Genomic DNA, 15,803 nt, shown 5'->3' with positions numbered 1-15,803 from the left:
ACTACGGCCGTAAAGTCATCGACTTTATGCGCTGGGACAACGTGGCCTTCTGTATTTCAGGCCTGTTGTTTATCGCATCCGTTGCGATTATGGGTGTTCGCGGGTTCAACTGGGGTCTGGATTTCACCGGCGGTACCGTCATTGAAATCAGCCTTAGCCAGCCCGCTAACCTGGACGTAATGCGTGCCGATCTGGAAAAAGCAGGATTCAAGGATCCTGTGGTTCAGAACTTCGGTAGCAGCCGTGATGTGATGGTTCGTCTTCCACCTGTATCGGGTAATGCCGGTCAGGAACTGGGAAATAAAGTCCTTAGCCTGGTGAACGCGGATATCGATAAAGACGCGACCGTGAAACGTGTCGAGTTTGTCGGCCCGAGCGTGGGGAGTGATCTGGCGCAGGCTGGTGGCATGGCCCTGCTGATGGCGTTGATCTGTATCCTGATTTACGTCGGTTTCCGTTTTGAATGGCGACTGGCGCTGGGGGCGGTAATCGCACTGGCGCACGACGTGATCATCACCATGGGCGTATTGTCACTGTTCAGGATCGAAATTGATCTGACCATCATCGCGTCCCTGATGTCAGTTATCGGCTACTCGCTGAATGACTCCATCGTGGTATCGGACCGTATTCGTGAAAACTTCCGCAAAATTCGTCGCGGGAACTCTTACGAAATCATGAACGTGTCCCTGACCCAGACGTTAAGCCGTACCATTATGACTTCAGCGACCACGCTGATGGTGGTACTGATGCTCTATATCTTTGGCGGTGCGTTGCTGGAAGGCTTCTCACTGACCATGCTGATTGGTGTGTCGATTGGTACGGTTTCGTCCATCTACGTGGCGTCCGCGCTGGCTCTGAAACTGGGCATGAAGCGTGAACACATGCTGCAGCAGAAAGTGGAAAAAGAGGGCGCTGATCAGCCTTCCATTCTTCCGTAAGTTGCCGATGGTTGTCCCGTTCGGAAAAGAAAACAAAAACCCCGCAATGCGGGGTTTTTTTTCATCTGCAACTCGTTGTCTTTACCTGGTAACGACGGGCTGTGCCTGCGGTGTCGCCACAATATTATGCAGGTGAACAAATCCCAGAGTTTCGACAGTGACCTGATTAAATTTCACATCGACCGTTTTCACCGGGCCTGGCAAGAGATCTGGCTCGACGCTAATGGTCTGGGTTTGCATATCAACAGTCAGCGGTTTGCCCGTGACCGGGTCGAGCTGCCCCCAGCTCAGGGAAGCCGTAAACGGCGGCAATGGCTGGCCCGCAGTGTTTTTGATTTCCAGCACGGCCTGTACGCCGCTGGCATCCGGGGCGACGCGGATCAACTGCACACTTAATTCACCAATATTACTTTTCAGCAAGGCGGCACTTTTGGCTGCAGGTAACAAATAGACACCATTATTTGACTGGCGGTTGAGCGTGGTTTGCTGCTCCAGCGCGATGGCCAGATCCGTCAGGTGTTGCAGTTTTTGATTGAGCTGACCGACTTCTGTTTTCAGCTCCGGGATTTGTGAATTTTGCGTCGCGCAACCCGTCAGGCTGAACAATGCGGCGCAGACCAGCAAAAGGCGTGGGTGTTTTGTCATATCAGAGACTTCCTTTCATCTGCCCGTTGAAACATTCCGTCCGGGCACCAATATTGATAGTTAAGTTTAACCCGATGTCGATGAAAGTAGCGACAGCCTTTGTTGTAGGCAAACTTCGGGTTAAACTAATGTCCAATTGAGTTCGCGATCAGGAAGTGCTATGCATTGCCCATTTTGTGCCGCTGTTGATACTAAAGTCATCGATTCCCGTCTGGTAGGCGATGGATCGCAGGTTCGCCGTCGCCGTCAGTGTCTGGTGTGCCATGAACGTTTCACCACGTTTGAAGTGGCGGAACTGGTGATGCCTCGCGTCATTAAAAGCAATGAAGTTCGTGAACCGTTCAACGAAGACAAACTTCGCAGTGGCTTTCTGAAAGCACTGGAAAAACGCCCGGTCAGTTCCGATGACGTCGAAACGGCCATCAGCCACATTAAGTCGCAATTGCGCGCGACCGGTGAGCGTGAAATTCCAGCCAAAATGATCGGCAATCTGGTAATGGACGCCCTGAAAGGGCTGGATAAAGTCGCCTATATCCGCTTTGCATCGGTGTATCGCAGTTTCGAAGATATTCGTGAGTTTGGTGAAGAAATCGCCCGTCTTCAGGATTAAGGAAAGCTGATGTCGCCTGACCAACAAGTTGCCGAAAACCCTACCGATGAACACTACATGGCGCGGGCTTTCGAGCTGGCGCGTCGCGGGTGTTTCACCACGACACCTAATCCCAACGTCGGTTGTGTCATTGTCTTAAATGGCGAAATCGTCGGTGAGGGCTATCATTTGCGTGCCGGCGAACCACATGCTGAAGTCCACGCATTACGCATGGCAGGTGAGAAAGCGAAAGGGGCTACAGCCTACGTGACGCTGGAGCCGTGCAGTCATCATGGTCGCACGCCGCCGTGTGCCGATGCATTACTGGCAGCAGGTGTTGCCCGTGTTGTCGCCGCGATGCAGGATCCTAACCCGGAAGTCGCGGGGCGTGGTTTATACCGCCTCAAACAAAACGGCGTGGATGTCAGTCACGGGCTGATGCATCCGCAGGCTGAAGCCGTGAATCTGGGGTTCCTGAAACGAATGCGGACCGGTTTCCCGTATGTTCAGCTCAAAATGGGCGCGTCTTTAGATGGCAGAACTGCGATGGCCTCGGGCGAAAGCCAGTGGATCACCTCGGCTGCCGCCCGTGCTGATGTTCAGCGTTTTCGCGCTGAAAGCTCGGCGATTCTGAGCACCAGTGCCACTGTTCTCGCGGACAATCCCTCGCTGAATGTACGCTGGAGCGAACTGGGCAGTGAGGTGCAGGCGATTTATCCCGAGGAAAATCTGCGTCAACCGCTGCGGGTTATTCTCGACAGTCAGAATCGCGTGACGCCACAGCATCAGGTGGTGAATTTACCCGGTGAAGTCTGGCTGGCGCGGCTGGAAGCTGACACGCAAGTCTGGCCGGGATCCGTCGAGCAATGGCGTGTGGCCGGGCGCGACAACCGTATTGATCTGGTTCTGCTGATGATGCAACTGGCGAAACGGCAGATAAATTCCATCTGGGTGGAAGCCGGTGCACAACTGGCCGGTGCCTTATTACAAGCCGGTCTGGTTGATGAATTAATCGTTTATATGGCGCCTAAGTTATTGGGCGATAATGGCCGCGCACTGTGTGAACTGCCAGGATTGCAGCATTTGGCGGATGCCCCTGAATTTGTTTTCAATGATATCCGTCAGGTCGGCTCTGACTTACGTTTGCGCCTGAAACCGGTGTATTGAGAATTTTACTCCTCCCTGCGGAATGACTTTAAAAGCGCATGTCCAGACAGGGTAATTTTATGATAGAATCCGCCCCCCTGCGGCTGGGGTTGAGAAACTCCTGAACCCACTTTAAGGAAAACTATGAACGTTATCGAAGGTGTTGTAGCCACGCCTAACGCGCGCGTAGCGATCGCGATTGCTCGTTTTAACAATTTTATCAACGACAGCCTGCTCTCTGGCGCTGTTGATGCGTTGAAACGTATTGGTCAGGTCAGCGATGACAACATCACCGTAGTCTGGGTCCCGGGCGCATACGAATTGCCTCTGGCAACCCGCGCACTGGCTGAAAGCGGTAAGTATGATGCGGTTGTTGCACTTGGCACCGTGATCCGCGGGGGCACTGCCCACTTTGAATTTGTAGCGGGCGAATGCAGCTCTGGCCTGTCCAGCGTTGCCATGAACAGCGAAATCCCGGTGGCCTTTGGTGTGCTGACGACAGAAAGCATTGAACAAGCCATCGAACGCGCAGGGACAAAAGCCGGTAACAAGGGTGCAGAAGCTGCACTGACCGCGCTTGAAATGATTAATGTTATCAAGGCTATTAAGGCCTGAATCTAGTTAAGGGGAAATCCGTGAAACCTGCTGCTCGTCGCCGCGCCCGTGAATGTGCCGTTCAGGCGCTTTACTCCTGGCAGTTGTCGAAAAATGACATCGCCGATGTTGAATTAGAATTCCTGACCGAGCAGGATGTCAAAGACGTAGACATTGCCTATTTCCGCGAACTGCTGGCTGGTGTAGCAAACAGTGCTGAGAAACTCGATGCACTGATGGCGCCATACCTGTCCCGCCAGTTGGATGAACTGGGCCAGGTGGAAAGAGCTATTTTGCGTCTGGCTCTGTTTGAGCTGAGCAAACGCCAGGACGTTCCTTATAAAGTGGCGATCAACGAAGCTATCGAACTGGCCAAAACTTTTGGGGCTGAAGACAGTCATAAGTTCGTCAATGGTGTGCTGGATAAAGCAGGCCCACATATTCGTAAAAAGTGATCGTCAAAAAGGGTCAGCCTCGTTCACAAATGGCGACAGTCATTTTCGGTTGATTTCTGGCTCTGTTGATAATCTGGTGATGTCACTGCGTTTATCCTTTGTGTGACACCCTTCTTAAGGCCGGATTTCCGGCCTTAAGTCATTCTAACGATTTGGAAATGTACTATGGCATGCGGCGAATTTGATGTCATCACTCGCTACTTTAACCGGTTCAGAACTGCCCGGCAGGATGTGCATTTAGGCATTGGTGATGATTGTGCCTTACTGACGGTTGGCGAGAAGCAGCTATTAGCAGTCAGTACCGATACGCTGGTCGAAGGTATCCATTTTCTAAAAACTATTTCACCTTCCGACCTGGGCTATAAAGCGCTGGCGGTCAACCTGAGCGATCTGGCCGCGATGGGCGCCGATCCTGCCTGGGTTTCGCTGGCCCTGACGCTGCCGGAAGTGAACACCGACTGGTTGCAGGCATTCAGCGACAGTCTGTTTGAACAACTCAATTATTACGGCATGCAGTTGATTGGCGGCGACACTACGCGTGGCCCGCTGAGCATGACGTTAACCATTCAGGGGCTGGTGCCTGTGGGGCGTGCATTAACCCGTTCCGGTGCAGGCATTGGTGACTGGATCTTCGTCACCGGTACCCTCGGTGACAGTGCTGCGGGGCTCGCTATTCTGCTGGAACAGCTGAATGTGACTGATACCGATAACCGCGAATTTCTGCTCAAACGCCATCTGCGGCCTTCGCCACGCGTTCTGCAAGGGCAGGCGCTGCGCGATTTAGCAACATCTGCTATCGATCTTTCTGACGGGTTGATGTCGGATCTTAAACATATACTGACTGCCAGTGAATGTGGCGCGCGGCTCGATCTTGATGCGATCCCATTATCGGTTGCATTGAATAAAGTTGCCGATCCTGAGCAGGCGCTGAAATGGGCGCTGACCGGAGGCGAAGATTATGAACTTTGCTTCACTGTGCCGGAAATTAACCGCGGTGCGCTGGATGTGGCACTGAGCCATCTGGGTGTCAACTTTACCTGTGTTGGCCAGATTGCGCCGCTTTCAGAAGGTATTAAGTTTATGCGTTCTGGCGTACCGGTAGAACTTGAATGGCAAGGTTTTGACCACTTTGCCGGAGAGGAATTGTTGTGAATATTGGCCGTAAAAAACGCCCGGCGGGGTACAAGGGAAAAACCGGTGATCCGGTTCAGGACATGGCTGCGGCTAAAAAGCGTCTTGATTTGCGTAATCCGTGGCATTTACTGGCGACCGGTTTTGGCAGCGGTTTATTCCCTGTTGGTCCGGGCACTGCGGGCTCCATCGCTGCGATCCCGTTTTGGATTGTCATGACCTACCTGCCGTGGCAAGTGTATTCCATGATCGTCATGTTCAGTATTTGTATCGGGGTTTATCTTTGCCGACAGACCGCGCGCGACATGCGGGTTCATGACCACGGCAGTATTGTATGGGATGAATTTGTTGGCATGTGGATCACCCTGATGGCGATCCCGGTCAACGACTGGCGCTGGGTATTGATTGGCTTTATCGTTTTCCGCGTGCTGGATATCTGGAAGCCGTGGCCGATCCGCTGGTTTGACCGCAACGTGCAGGGCGGAATGGGTATCATGATCGATGATGTGGTCGCCGGTGTGCTTGGCGCGGCCATTATCTATCTGGTCGGACATCACTGGCCGCTGGGCCTGTTTTGATCCGTTTCAGATAGTAATAAAAAAGCGTTGCCGGGTTTTCCCTGACAACGCTTTTTTTACACGTTTATATTACTGAAAGCCGGTCGCCTGATGCGGCACATAAGCCATTTCCAGCTCGGCGATCTCTTCAATCGAAAGTTTCACCTCCAGCGCGGCAATGGCATCTTCCAGATGAGCGGGGCGCGAAGCGCCGATAATTGGCGCGGTCACGACGTGTTTACTCAGGATCCACGCCAGTGCGATCTGTGCGCGTGGCACGCCGTGATCTTCCGCTATTTTCCCGACACGTTCAGCAATTTTACCATCAGCTTCATCGGTGGCGTCATACAGCGTTTTGGCAAAATTATCGGAAACTGAACGTACGGTGGTTTCTCCCCACGGACGCGTCAGTTTGCCGCGAGCCAGCGGACTCCACGGCAATACTGCAATGTTCTTTTCCAGACACAGCGGGTACATCTCGTTTTCTTCTTCACGCTGGATCAGATTGTACTGATCCTGCATCGACACAAAACTCGCCCAGCCGTTTTGCGCAGAGACATCCAGCGCGTGTTTGAATTGATGCGCGTGCATCGATGACGCGCCGATAAATCGCGCCTTACCGGCTTTGACGACGTCATTCAGCGCTTCAAGGGTTTCTTCAATGGGTGTTTCGTAATCCCAGCGATGGATTTGCAGCAGGTCGACATACTCCATGCCGAGACGGCGCAGGCTGTCATCGATGGATTGCATAATCGAAGCCCGTGAAAGCCCCGGTTTTAAGCCGGTGACGGCGTTGTACACTTTGGTCGCCACGACAATCTCATCGCGTCTGGCGAAATCCTTCAGGGCGCGGCCAACGATTTCCTCGCTGCTACCGTCGGAATAGCTGTTGGCGGTGTCAAAGAAGTTAATGCCGGCATCCAGGGCCTGCTGGATGATCGGGCGACTGCTCTCTTCCGGTAACGTCCACGCATGAGTGCCGCGATCTGGTTCGCCAAAAGTCATACAACCGAGACACAGTTTCGATACTTTTAGTCCGGTTTTTCCTAATGTGGTGTATTGCATGACATCTCCTGGTAATCATGAAGTGATAACAGAAAATCATTGAAAATGATTAGCACGCTATAACTGTAGCTTAAAGCAGGGGGAGCTCGTGTGACTGAAGGGGAAAATGGAGAGGAAAATCCCCTCTTTCAGGTAGAAAGAGGGGAGGGGAATCAGGCCAGCCAGTCGGTTATCTGACGGTCAATGCCTTCGGCATCCAGTCCTAAATCGTGACGAATTTCGTCCTGCGTGCCTTGTGGCACAAAACTGTCCGCCAGACCGATATTCAGCACCGGCACCAGAATACGTCTGGACATCAGCAGTTCATTCACGCCACTGCCCGCCCCCCCCATGATGGCGTTTTCTTCCAGTGTGACCAGCACTTCATGGCTTGACGCCAGTGCCTGAATCAGTGCTTCATCGAGTGGTTTCACAAAGCGCATATCCACGACGGTCGCGTTGCGTTTTTCCGCTGCGGCCAGCGCTTCAGGCAACAATGTACCGAAGTTAAGAATCGCAACTTTCTCGCCTTCACGACGCACGACGCCTTTACCGATTGGCAGTGAAGCCAGCGGTTCACTGGTGGCGCCGGTACCATTACCACGTGGATAACGCACGGCAACCGGCCCGCTGTTATGGTGATAACCGGTGTGCAGCATCTGACGACATTCGTTTTCGTCGCTCGGCGTCATGATGGTCATGTTTGGGATGCAGCGCAGGAAGGAGAGATCGAACGCGCCCTGATGTGTCTGACCATCCGCTCCGACGATACCACCGCGGTCGATAGCAAACAGTACCGGAAGATTCTGGATCGCCACATCGTGGATCACCTGATCATAGGCGCGTTGCAGAAACGTCGAGTAGATCGCCACAATCGGCTTGTATCCGCCAATCGCAAGGCCTGCCGCAAAGGTGACCGCATGCTGTTCGGCAATGGCCACGTCGAAATACTGCTGCGGGTATTCACGCGAGAAACGCACCATACCGGATCCTTCACGCATCGCTGGCGTGACAGCCATCAGCTTGCTGTCTTTGGCCGCGGTTTCGCACAACCAGTCGCCGAAAATCTTCGAATAGGTTGGCAGACCTTCTTTGCTTTTCGGCAACGTGCCGGAAGCCGGATCGAATTTAGGCACGGCATGGAAGCTGATCGGATCTTTTTCGGCTGGGGCGTAGCCTTTGCCTTTTTTCGTCATGATATGCAGTAGCTGCGGGCCTTTCAGGTCACGCATGTTTTTCAGCGTTTGCGCCAGCGCCACCACGTCGTGACCATCGACCGGCCCGATATAGTTAAAGCCCAGCTCTTCAAACAGCGTGCCCGGCACCATCATGCCTTTCAGATGTTCTTCGGTACGGCGCACCAGTTCTTTAATCGGTGGCAGGCCAGACAGGACTTTCTTGCCGCCTTCACGCAGACGCGAATACAGCTTGCCGGAGAGCAACTGTGCCAGATGATTATTCAGCGCGCCGACGTTTTCGGAAATCGACATCTCATTGTCGTTGAGGATAACCAGCATGTCAGGTTTGATGTCGCCTGCATGGTTCATCGCTTCAAACGCCATACCTGCGGTGATCGCGCCATCGCCAATTACACAAACGGTACGACGACCTTTGCCTTCACGTTCAGCAGCCACCGCCATGCCGAGGCCTGCGCTGATGGAGGTCGATGAGTGACCAACGGATAAGGTGTCGTATTCGCTTTCACCACGCCAGGGGAACGGGTGCAGACCGCCTTTCTGACGAATGGTGGAAATACGATCACGGCGACCGGTCAGAATTTTGTGCGGATAGGCCTGATGGCCGACATCCCAGACAACGTGGTCGAACGGCGTGTTATAGACATAATGCATCGCCACGGTCAGTTCAACCGTCCCCAGACCGGACGCAAAGTGTCCGCTGGACTGACTGACGCTGGCCAATAAATATTGGCGCAGCTCATCGCAGAGCTTAGGCAAGCTCTCTTTAGGAAGTGAACGGAGATCTTCAGGATTCTCCGCCAGCGCCAGTGTCGGGTATTTGGCTAATTCAAGGCTCATCAGTTGCTCATAGTAAGTTTAATTATCGCGTTCAATGATAAAGCTGGCTAACGCGAGAAGTGGCGCTGTGTTGTAAGAAAGTGCCGCCAACTGATCCAGTGCGGAAACGGCTTCCTGATACAGATCCATGGCCTTAGCCTTTGCGCCGTCCAGCCCCAACAGGGCAGGATAGGTACTTTTTCCGAGTTGCTGGTCAGCGCCCTGGCGTTTGCCGAGCGTAGCGGTATCGCCAACCACGTCCAGGATATCGTCCTGAACCTGAAATGCTAAACCAATAGCCTGCGCGTAGTTATCCAGTATCGGTAAAACAGCACGTCCGGTTTCACCGGCAGCCAGCGCGCCCATGCGTACGGCGGCGCGGATCAGCGCACCGGTTTTATGGCGATGAATTTGTTCCAGTGCGTCGAGGTCAACCTGCTGACCTTCAGCGGCTAAATCCAGGGCCTGACCGCCACACATCCCGCTGGATCCGCTGGCGAGGGCCAGTTCAGAAATCATCGCCAGACGATCTTTTACCGCAACATCCGGCATTTCACTGTCAGCCAGAATCGAAAATGCCAGTGTTTGCAGAGCATCGCCCGCCAGAATCGCATTGGCTTCGCCAAATTTAATGTGGCAGGTCGGTTGACCACGACGCAAATCGTCGTCGTCCATGGCCGGTAAATCATCGTGTATCAGCGAATACGCATGGATGCATTCCACGGCAGCCGCAGGCGCATCGAGATTTTTCAGATCCAGACTGAACAACTGGCCGCTGGCGTAAACCAGATACGGACGCAGACGTTTACCGCCCAGCAACGCACCGTAACGCATGGCTTCAACCAGCGGTAAGTCGGCCAGCGGCAGTGCGCTGATATAGGCTGTTAATACCTGATCGACACGCTGTTGCATTGCGCGCAGTTCATGCGTAAATCCGTCAGCGCTGGAAAGGGAGATCGCTTCAGACATGACAGTTACTCGGCTTCCGGGGTGAACGGGGTCAGCGGAGCGTCGTTGTCGCTGTCGAGCAGGATTTGAACGCGCTGTTCTGCCTGTTGCAGCTTTTGCTGCCCCTGACGCGCCAGCTGGACGCCTTGCTCAAATTCGTTGAGTGCGTCTTCTAAAGGCAACTCGCCTGATTCGAGGCGGGAAACGATCTGTTCCAGTTCGGCCAGAGCCGTTTCAAAATTGGCAGGTGGTGCAGATTTTTTTGGCATAATTCTCTTTTAATATCGTTGATCAGAATGGATGATCGAAGTACTGAGGCGGCAGAGTCAGCGCTCAGCCTCAAGAGACATTCCTGTCCAGCATGACATCTGCTGCAGGGTTTTGTGCACAGAGTACCCATTTTAAGTGATATACTCTGCGCCGCAGATATTATTGCTAAGCCCAATGTGACACAAAATGAACATTTGGCTTAGCAATAATAGGATCCTAGATCCTTATTCAGCGACTTACTACCCCGTTTTTTCACCTGCTAACAAAAGACTGCCATGAAGTTTATCATTAAATTGTTCCCTGAAATCACCATCAAGAGCCAATCTGTGCGTTTGCGCTTCATTAAGATCCTCTCTAGCAGCATTCGCAATATCGTGCGACCGCATGATGAGACGCTGGCGGTGGTCCGCCACTGGGATCATATCGAAGTTCGCAGTAAAGACGAAAGCAAACACGACCTGATTCAGGAATTGCTCTGCCGCATTCCAGGTATCCGTTATGTTGAAGAAGTTGAAGACCGTCCTTACACCGATGTCCACAACATCTTCGAGCAAGCGCTGGAAGCTTACCGTGATGAAGTGGCAGGCAAAACTTTCTGTGTGCGTGTTAAACGTCGTGGTAAACATGATTTTACGTCTACCGAGGTTGAACGCTATGTCGGCGGTGGCCTGAATCAGCACATTGAATCAGCGAAGGTCAGCCTGAAAGATCCGCAGGTCACGGTGAAACTGGAAATTAACGACGATAAGCTGGTGCTGGTGAAAAGCCGCCTCGAGGGTCAGGGCGGTTACCCGATTGGCACGCAGGAAGATGTGCTGTCACTGATTTCTGGTGGTTTCGACTCCGGTGTATCCAGTTATATGCTGATGCGTCGCGGCTGTCGTGTGCATTATTGCTTCTTTAATCTCGGCGGCGCAGCGCATGAAATCGGTGTGAAACAGGTGGCGCATTATTTGTGGAACCGTTTCGGCAGCTCGCACCGGGTGCGTTTTATCGCGGTTGATTTCGAACCGGTCGTCGGTGAAATCCTCGAAAAAGTTGAAGACGGCCAGATGGGCGTTGTCCTGAAACGTATGATGGTGCGTGCGGCGTCTTCCATTGCTGAGCGCTATGGCGTGCAGGCACTGGTCACCGGTGAAGCGCTGGGGCAGGTTTCCAGCCAGACGCTGACCAATTTGCGTTTAATCGACAATGTTTCTGACACGCTTATTTTGCGTCCGCTGATTTCTCACGATAAAGAGCACATCATCAAGATTGCCCGTGAAATCGGTACGGAAGATTTTGCGAAAACCATGCCGGAATACTGCGGTGTGATTTCGAAAAGCCCGACGGTGAAAGCGGTGAAAGCAAAAATCGAAGCCGAAGAAGCGATGTTCGATTTTGAGGTGCTGGATAAAGTAGTCAGCGAAGCGCGCAATGTCGATATTCGCGAAATTGCTACACAGGCGGCGGAAGTGGTACCGGAAGTGGAAACTGTGGCTGAGTTCGTGTCAACAGACGTCGTTCTGGATGTCCGGGCACCGGATGAAGTGGAAGCCCAGCCGCTGGCACTGGAAAACGTTGAAGTGAAGCCGCTGGCGTTCTACAAACTGGCCACTCAGTTTGGCGATCTGGATCAGAACAAAACCTATCTGTTGTATTGCGACCGTGGCGTGATGAGTCGTTTACAGGCGCTGTATCTGAAAGAACAGGGCTTTAACAACGTGAAAGTCTATCGTCCGTAAACGATATTCCGGATGTAAAAAAGGGGTTCAGCATCGCTGAGCCCCTTTTTACTGGCGGTAATCGGATCACGACTCCCGGGTACCTTCATCGGTGTAGTTATAAATCCCCGGAGCCAGAACCAGTTGCGCGGCAATTTCCGCTGCTTTGGCTTTGCCCAGCAACAGATCGATAATTTTCAGGGCAAATTCCATTGACGTGCCCGGCCCCTGACTGGTCAGAAGATTAACACGCGGATCGAAAATCACCCGACGATCGGACCATTTATTCGGGTCAATCTTATCCTTTAAGCCCGGAAAACCGGTCATATTCCCGACCGGGAATAAATCGTGATACTCCAGCACCAGCGCAGGTGCGGCGCAGATAGCCGCAACAATTTTACCGCTGACATGCATCTGGCGCACTTTCTCTACCAGCAGCGGGCTTTCGCTGAAACAGGTTGCGCCACCGAGGCCACCGGGCAGAACGATCACGTCATGCTCATCATCTGCAACATCTACCAGTGCGACATCGGCCAGAATACGCACGCCGCGCGAGCAGCGGATTTCCAGGTTGCCATCGCCTGCGACACTGGCTGTCGTGACGTTAATGCCCGCCCGTACCAGCAAGTCAATTGCGGTAACGGCTTCTATTTCTTCGCTACCAGGTGCCAGGCAGACCAGAACTGACGCGCTCATAATCGTTTTCCTTTCTCTTAATCTGTTCAAATAAGCGGTTATTAACCGGCAGGGTCAGGCCGAACTTACGCCCGCGGCGCAGGACATAGCCGGTAATGTAATCGATTTCGGTATGACGTTGATTGCGGATATCCTGCAGCATCGACGAATGGTTAGCGGAGGTGGATTCAATCACCTGATAGACGAAGCTGAGCAAAGATTCTCTGTGAATTTCGACGCCTTCAATCGCCATCACCTGCGCGACCTCCTGACTGATTTGCTCAATCTGATCGGCATACGCCAGCAGGTCGCCGTTGGTGCAATCATACAAAGCTGTCAGCGGATTAATCACGCAGTTCACCGCCAGCTTATTCCACAGCGACGGCTTGATGTTGTCATGCCAGGCCACGTCCGGTAAGGCATTATGCAGCGTATCCGCCAGTGAACTCAGCGCCGCACCGCGCGGAGTCACCGGACCGATGTGCGTCGCTCCGGCAGCCACATGGACAATTGCGTTGCCTTCATGACGCGCCGCATGGGTCGTTGCGCCCTGCAAAATCGCCAGACGGTTAGGGGGTAATTCATCAACAGTGCCCATGCCATTATGCAGCAGTAATATCGCGCAATTATCATTAAGCATCGGCATCAGCGTGCTTATTGCGCCGGAAACCTGCCACGCTTTCAACGTGACCAGCAGTAATTCGCTTTGTGCCAGATGTTCCGGGTCGTTAGTAGGCATATTGCGATTAAAAGCAATGCCTTCCGGCGAAATAACGTTAACGGCACAAAATGGCTGCGCAATGCGGATCCAGCCCTGAACGTCGTGGCCTTGCTGATAGAGGGCCGAAAGCCAAAGTTGTCCCAGCGCACCGCAACCCAATACTGTTATTTTCATTGTGCCTCCCGGGAATTGTGGCGAAACAGGGCCATGAAATAGTTTGTTGAAAGAATATTCTGCTGTCCGGTTATCTTATTAGTATAGACATTTGTGCTGTAGATCACATTTTCACCTGCACTTTTTGACCCTCTGAGCATTTTATGTCCGGTACTTTGCTGTCGTTTGGCATCGGGGGTTGAAGGCGGTATTATGCACGCCATATAACGTGCAACACAAAAACTACAGGGAGAAGCGATTATGCCGTCTTTTGACATTGTTTCCGAAATCGACATGCAGGAAGTGCGCAATGCCGTGGAAAATGCCAGCCGTGAACTGCAAACCCGCTGGGATTTCCGCAACATTCCTGCCAGCTTCGATCTCAATGAAAAAAACGAGAGTATCAAAGTGGCCAGCGAATCAGATTTTCAGGTAAATCAGCTGGTCGATATTCTGCGTGAGAAGTTAGCCAAACGTGGCATTGAAGGCGGGGCGCTGGAAATTCCTGAGCAGATGGAGCACAGCGGTAAAACCTACAGCGTTGATGCCAAACTGCATTCCGGCATTGAATCCGCCCTGGCGAAGAAAATCGTCAAGCTGATCAAAGACAGTAAAATTAAAGTGCAGGCACAGGTTCAGGGCGACGAAGTCCGTGTTACCGGCAAAGCGCGTGATGATTTGCAGGCCGTAATGGCATTGATCCGCAACGGTGATCTGGGACAGCCGTTCCAGTTTAAGAATTTCCGCGACTGATAGCCTTCGTACTACGGTTATTTTAAAGGGACGCATTGCGTCCCCTTTTTTATGGCGATTACTTCCGCTGGCGCAGCCTTTTCACCAGTTCGAAGTCTTTAAAGTAAATCGGTTTGTCGTACTGCATCGAGAGATTTCCGGCAATTCCTGTCAGGATCGACATCGCGCCGGCGCGGTGATCGGCGGCGCGTTTTAAGGGGTCGTCTTTGCGCTCGCCGAACAGGTCTTCCAGCATGGCATTATCACCGCCGCCATGGCCGCCTTCTCCCATCTGGAACTCCGCCTTCCAGGGTTCGGCAAATAACGGATAAACAGTAATTTCTGCTTTCTCAATGCTGCCTTCGTTCTCGCGTTTTCCGCCTGCGTTGACGTACGACATCTCGACGATTTTCATTTCAATGCGGCCTTTGGTGCCGTTGAACACCACGTTCAAACCCTCCCACGGCAGATACGCATTGAGCGAATAGGTTAGCTGTACTTTGTTTTGATATTTCACCAGCACCGACAACGTATCTTCAATGCTGATGCCGTCACTGAAGACACTCTGGTCACGGAAATAGTTATCTTCATGTTCCGCATCCAGATACAGCGCTTTGAGCTGGGCGTTATCGCCCATATGCAGTGCAAACGGATCATTCTGTGCCTGCGGATAGCCATGTGTACGCGGATAAAACTCTGTCACGCCACGCTTTTCTGCATTCTCTTTACCGTAAAAACGCAGGTCGCCCTGCGCATAAACTTTCTCCGGCGTGCTGTTGAGCCAGAAGTTCATCAGGTCAAAATGGTGGGTCGATTTGTGCACCAGCAGGCCGCCGGAATTGCGTTTTTCACGGTGCCAGCGACGAAAATAATCAGCCCCGTGTTCGGTATTCAGCAGCCATTCAAAGTGTACCGAAAGTACTTCACCGATGGTTTCCTGCATCAGCAGTTCACGCATTTTGCTGTGATGCGGCGCGTAGCGGTAATTGAACGCCACACGCACCTGATAGCCAGTTGCATCGACGGCATCCAGAATGCGCAGCGCGCGCTGTTCATCGATGGTCATCGGCTTTTCAGTAATGACGTCACAACCGGCATGCAGGGCGCGGACGATATAATCGTCATGTGTGCGATCCATGCTGGTGACAATCACGATATCCGGTTTGGTTTCGTCGAGCATCGTATTGAAATCAGCAGATTTCCAGGTAGATACCCGTGCGATGCCGCTCTGCTCAAGCTGGCGGTTCGCATAATCCATTCGCGTCTGATTTGTATCACAGAAGGCCACAAATTTTGCGTTGTGGCGGTATTTACCGGTGATCGCTTCAATGTATAAACCTGAGCGTCCGCCGGTGCCAACGAGAGCATATGTTTTCATGAGATCCCCAAAAGGCCCGAGAGCCGTCATCACTGACAAAATTTTGTTAAGGAATTCTTGAGGATAACGATTGAGGGAATTTTTTAAGTGAAGGGTGTCACGCAGTGGG

Annotated in this window: 17 protein-coding genes; 9 read left to right on the top strand and 8 right to left on the bottom strand. The window is 52.6% G+C overall.

The features are described 5' to 3' along the window. Window positions 1-26 precede the first annotated feature (26 nt). Window positions 27-938 carry a protein translocase subunit SecF gene (secF, locus tag GW591_RS11775; protein ID WP_049804364.1) on the top strand — a complete coding sequence of 304 codons (912 nt, stop codon included), beginning with the start codon at window positions 27-29 and terminating at the stop codon, window positions 936-938. Between the two features lie 81 nt (window positions 939-1,019). On the opposite strand, the gene GW591_RS11770 is transcribed toward secF, so the two are convergent. Then, a complete protein-coding gene (locus GW591_RS11770; RefSeq protein WP_013576667.1) occupies window positions 1,020-1,583 on the bottom strand; it encodes a DUF3251 domain-containing protein in 564 nt (187 codons plus the stop codon). A gap of 160 nt (window positions 1,584-1,743) precedes the next feature. Here GW591_RS11770 and nrdR point away from each other — a divergent pair, with 160 nt between their 5' ends. The 6 genes from nrdR (at window position 1,744) to pgpA (ending at window position 6,076) form a co-directional block, all read left to right on the top strand. Next, window positions 1,744-2,193, top strand: a complete 450-nt coding sequence (nrdR, locus tag GW591_RS11765; protein ID WP_013576666.1) for a transcriptional regulator NrdR — start codon at window positions 1,744-1,746, stop codon at window positions 2,191-2,193. Window positions 2,194-2,202: 9 nt separating this feature from the next. Next, entirely contained in the window at window positions 2,203-3,339 is a 1,137-nt protein-coding gene (gene ribD, locus GW591_RS11760; protein WP_166860617.1) for a bifunctional diaminohydroxyphosphoribosylaminopyrimidine deaminase/5-amino-6-(5-phosphoribosylamino)uracil reductase RibD, read from the top strand. A 123-nt stretch (window positions 3,340-3,462) separates the two neighbouring features. Then, window positions 3,463-3,933 carry a 6,7-dimethyl-8-ribityllumazine synthase gene (gene ribH, locus GW591_RS11755; RefSeq protein ID WP_013576664.1) on the top strand — a complete coding sequence of 157 codons (471 nt, stop codon included), beginning with the start codon at window positions 3,463-3,465 and terminating at the stop codon, window positions 3,931-3,933. A 20-nt stretch (window positions 3,934-3,953) separates the two neighbouring features. Then, entirely contained in the window at window positions 3,954-4,367 is a 414-nt protein-coding gene (gene nusB, locus GW591_RS11750) for a transcription antitermination factor NusB (RefSeq protein ID WP_013576663.1), read from the top strand. 165 nt (window positions 4,368-4,532) lie between these two features. Further along, window positions 4,533-5,519 carry a thiamine-phosphate kinase gene (gene thiL / locus GW591_RS11745; RefSeq protein WP_013576662.1) on the top strand — a complete coding sequence of 329 codons (987 nt, stop codon included), beginning with the start codon at window positions 4,533-4,535 and terminating at the stop codon, window positions 5,517-5,519. Between the two features lie 62 nt (window positions 5,520-5,581). Further along, entirely contained in the window at window positions 5,582-6,076 is a 495-nt protein-coding gene (gene pgpA, locus GW591_RS11740; protein ID WP_015690311.1) for a phosphatidylglycerophosphatase A, read from the top strand. A gap of 69 nt (window positions 6,077-6,145) precedes the next feature. On the opposite strand, the gene GW591_RS11735 is transcribed toward pgpA, so the two are convergent. From GW591_RS11735 to xseB, 4 genes are all read right to left on the bottom strand, one after another. Further along, window positions 6,146-7,120 carry an aldo/keto reductase gene (locus tag GW591_RS11735; RefSeq protein WP_013576660.1) on the bottom strand — a complete coding sequence of 325 codons (975 nt, stop codon included), beginning with the start codon at window positions 7,118-7,120 and terminating at the stop codon, window positions 6,146-6,148. A 152-nt stretch (window positions 7,121-7,272) separates the two neighbouring features. Then, window positions 7,273-9,135 (bottom strand): 1-deoxy-D-xylulose-5-phosphate synthase, encoded by a 1,863-nt coding sequence (gene dxs, locus GW591_RS11730; protein WP_166860615.1) that lies wholly within the window; start codon window positions 9,133-9,135, stop codon window positions 7,273-7,275. Between the two features lie 18 nt (window positions 9,136-9,153). Continuing rightward, on the bottom strand, window positions 9,154-10,083 hold the full coding sequence (ispA, locus tag GW591_RS11725; protein ID WP_037036807.1) for a (2E,6E)-farnesyl diphosphate synthase: 930 nt from the start codon (window positions 10,081-10,083) through the stop codon (window positions 9,154-9,156). 5 nt (window positions 10,084-10,088) lie between these two features. After that, window positions 10,089-10,331 carry an exodeoxyribonuclease VII small subunit gene (xseB, locus tag GW591_RS11720; RefSeq protein WP_013576657.1) on the bottom strand — a complete coding sequence of 81 codons (243 nt, stop codon included), beginning with the start codon at window positions 10,329-10,331 and terminating at the stop codon, window positions 10,089-10,091. Window positions 10,332-10,607: 276 nt separating this feature from the next. Here xseB and thiI point away from each other — a divergent pair, with 276 nt between their 5' ends. Beyond that, entirely contained in the window at window positions 10,608-12,056 is a 1,449-nt protein-coding gene (gene thiI / locus GW591_RS11715; protein WP_037036809.1) for a tRNA uracil 4-sulfurtransferase ThiI, read from the top strand. Window positions 12,057-12,122: 66 nt separating this feature from the next. On the opposite strand, the gene yajL is transcribed toward thiI, so the two are convergent. Both yajL and panE read right to left on the bottom strand, forming a co-directional pair. Then, the gene (yajL, locus tag GW591_RS11710) at window positions 12,123-12,731 is read right to left on the bottom strand and encodes a protein deglycase YajL (RefSeq protein ID WP_119261889.1); all 609 of its coding nucleotides are present in this window, start codon (window positions 12,729-12,731) and stop codon (window positions 12,123-12,125) included. Then, on the bottom strand, window positions 12,694-13,605 hold the full coding sequence (gene panE, locus GW591_RS11705) for a 2-dehydropantoate 2-reductase (protein ID WP_037036811.1): 912 nt from the start codon (window positions 13,603-13,605) through the stop codon (window positions 12,694-12,696). Before panE ends, yajL begins: the two co-directional genes overlap by 38 nt. Before the next feature lie 240 nt (window positions 13,606-13,845). Between panE and GW591_RS11700 the strand changes: the two genes are divergently transcribed. Beyond that, window positions 13,846-14,337 carry a YajQ family cyclic di-GMP-binding protein gene (locus GW591_RS11700; RefSeq protein ID WP_013576652.1) on the top strand — a complete coding sequence of 164 codons (492 nt, stop codon included), beginning with the start codon at window positions 13,846-13,848 and terminating at the stop codon, window positions 14,335-14,337. A 58-nt stretch (window positions 14,338-14,395) separates the two neighbouring features. Here GW591_RS11700 and GW591_RS11695 read toward each other — a convergent pair whose 3' ends face one another. Then, window positions 14,396-15,694 carry a Gfo/Idh/MocA family protein gene (locus GW591_RS11695; protein ID WP_013576651.1) on the bottom strand — a complete coding sequence of 433 codons (1,299 nt, stop codon included), beginning with the start codon at window positions 15,692-15,694 and terminating at the stop codon, window positions 14,396-14,398. Between the last annotated feature and the right edge of the window lie 109 nt (window positions 15,695-15,803).

The organism is Rahnella aceris, from assembly GCF_011684115.1.
GTDB lineage: Bacteria > Pseudomonadota > Gammaproteobacteria > Enterobacterales > Enterobacteriaceae > Rahnella > Rahnella aceris.
The sequence above is the reverse complement of the archived record's forward strand: the minus strand, read 5'-3'. Positions and strand labels throughout refer to the sequence as shown.

Bases quoted from the DNA above. Each gene is read 5' to 3' on its own strand.
- yajL (WP_119261889.1), bottom strand. From the start codon at position 12,731: ATGAGCGCGTCAGTTCTGGTCTGCCTGGCACCTGGTAGCGAAGAAATA.
- ribD (WP_166860617.1), top strand. From the start codon at position 2,203: ATGTCGCCTGACCAACAAGTTGCCGAAAACCCTACCGATGAACACTAC.
- pgpA (WP_015690311.1), top strand. From the start codon at position 5,582: ATGGCTGCGGCTAAAAAGCGTCTTGATTTGCGTAATCCGTGGCATTTA.
- dxs (WP_166860615.1), bottom strand. From the start codon at position 9,135: ATGAGCCTTGAATTAGCCAAATACCCGACACTGGCGCTGGCGGAGAAT.
- panE (WP_037036811.1), bottom strand. From the start codon at position 13,605: ATGAAAATAACAGTATTGGGTTGCGGTGCGCTGGGACAACTTTGGCTT.
- thiI (WP_037036809.1), top strand. From the start codon at position 10,608: ATGAAGTTTATCATTAAATTGTTCCCTGAAATCACCATCAAGAGCCAA.
- nrdR (WP_013576666.1), top strand. From the start codon at position 1,744: ATGCATTGCCCATTTTGTGCCGCTGTTGATACTAAAGTCATCGATTCC.
- ribH (WP_013576664.1), top strand. From the start codon at position 3,463: ATGAACGTTATCGAAGGTGTTGTAGCCACGCCTAACGCGCGCGTAGCG.
- GW591_RS11695 (WP_013576651.1), bottom strand. From the start codon at position 15,694: ATGAAAACATATGCTCTCGTTGGCACCGGCGGACGCTCAGGTTTATAC.
- ispA (WP_037036807.1), bottom strand. From the start codon at position 10,083: ATGTCTGAAGCGATCTCCCTTTCCAGCGCTGACGGATTTACGCATGAA.
- secF (WP_049804364.1), top strand. From the start codon at position 27: ATGCGCTGGGACAACGTGGCCTTCTGTATTTCAGGCCTGTTGTTTATC.
- xseB (WP_013576657.1), bottom strand. From the start codon at position 10,331: ATGCCAAAAAAATCTGCACCACCTGCCAATTTTGAAACGGCTCTGGCC.
- GW591_RS11700 (WP_013576652.1), top strand. From the start codon at position 13,846: ATGCCGTCTTTTGACATTGTTTCCGAAATCGACATGCAGGAAGTGCGC.
- GW591_RS11735 (WP_013576660.1), bottom strand. From the start codon at position 7,120: ATGCAATACACCACATTAGGAAAAACCGGACTAAAAGTATCGAAACTG.
- thiL (WP_013576662.1), top strand. From the start codon at position 4,533: ATGGCATGCGGCGAATTTGATGTCATCACTCGCTACTTTAACCGGTTC.
- GW591_RS11770 (WP_013576667.1), bottom strand. From the start codon at position 1,583: ATGACAAAACACCCACGCCTTTTGCTGGTCTGCGCCGCATTGTTCAGC.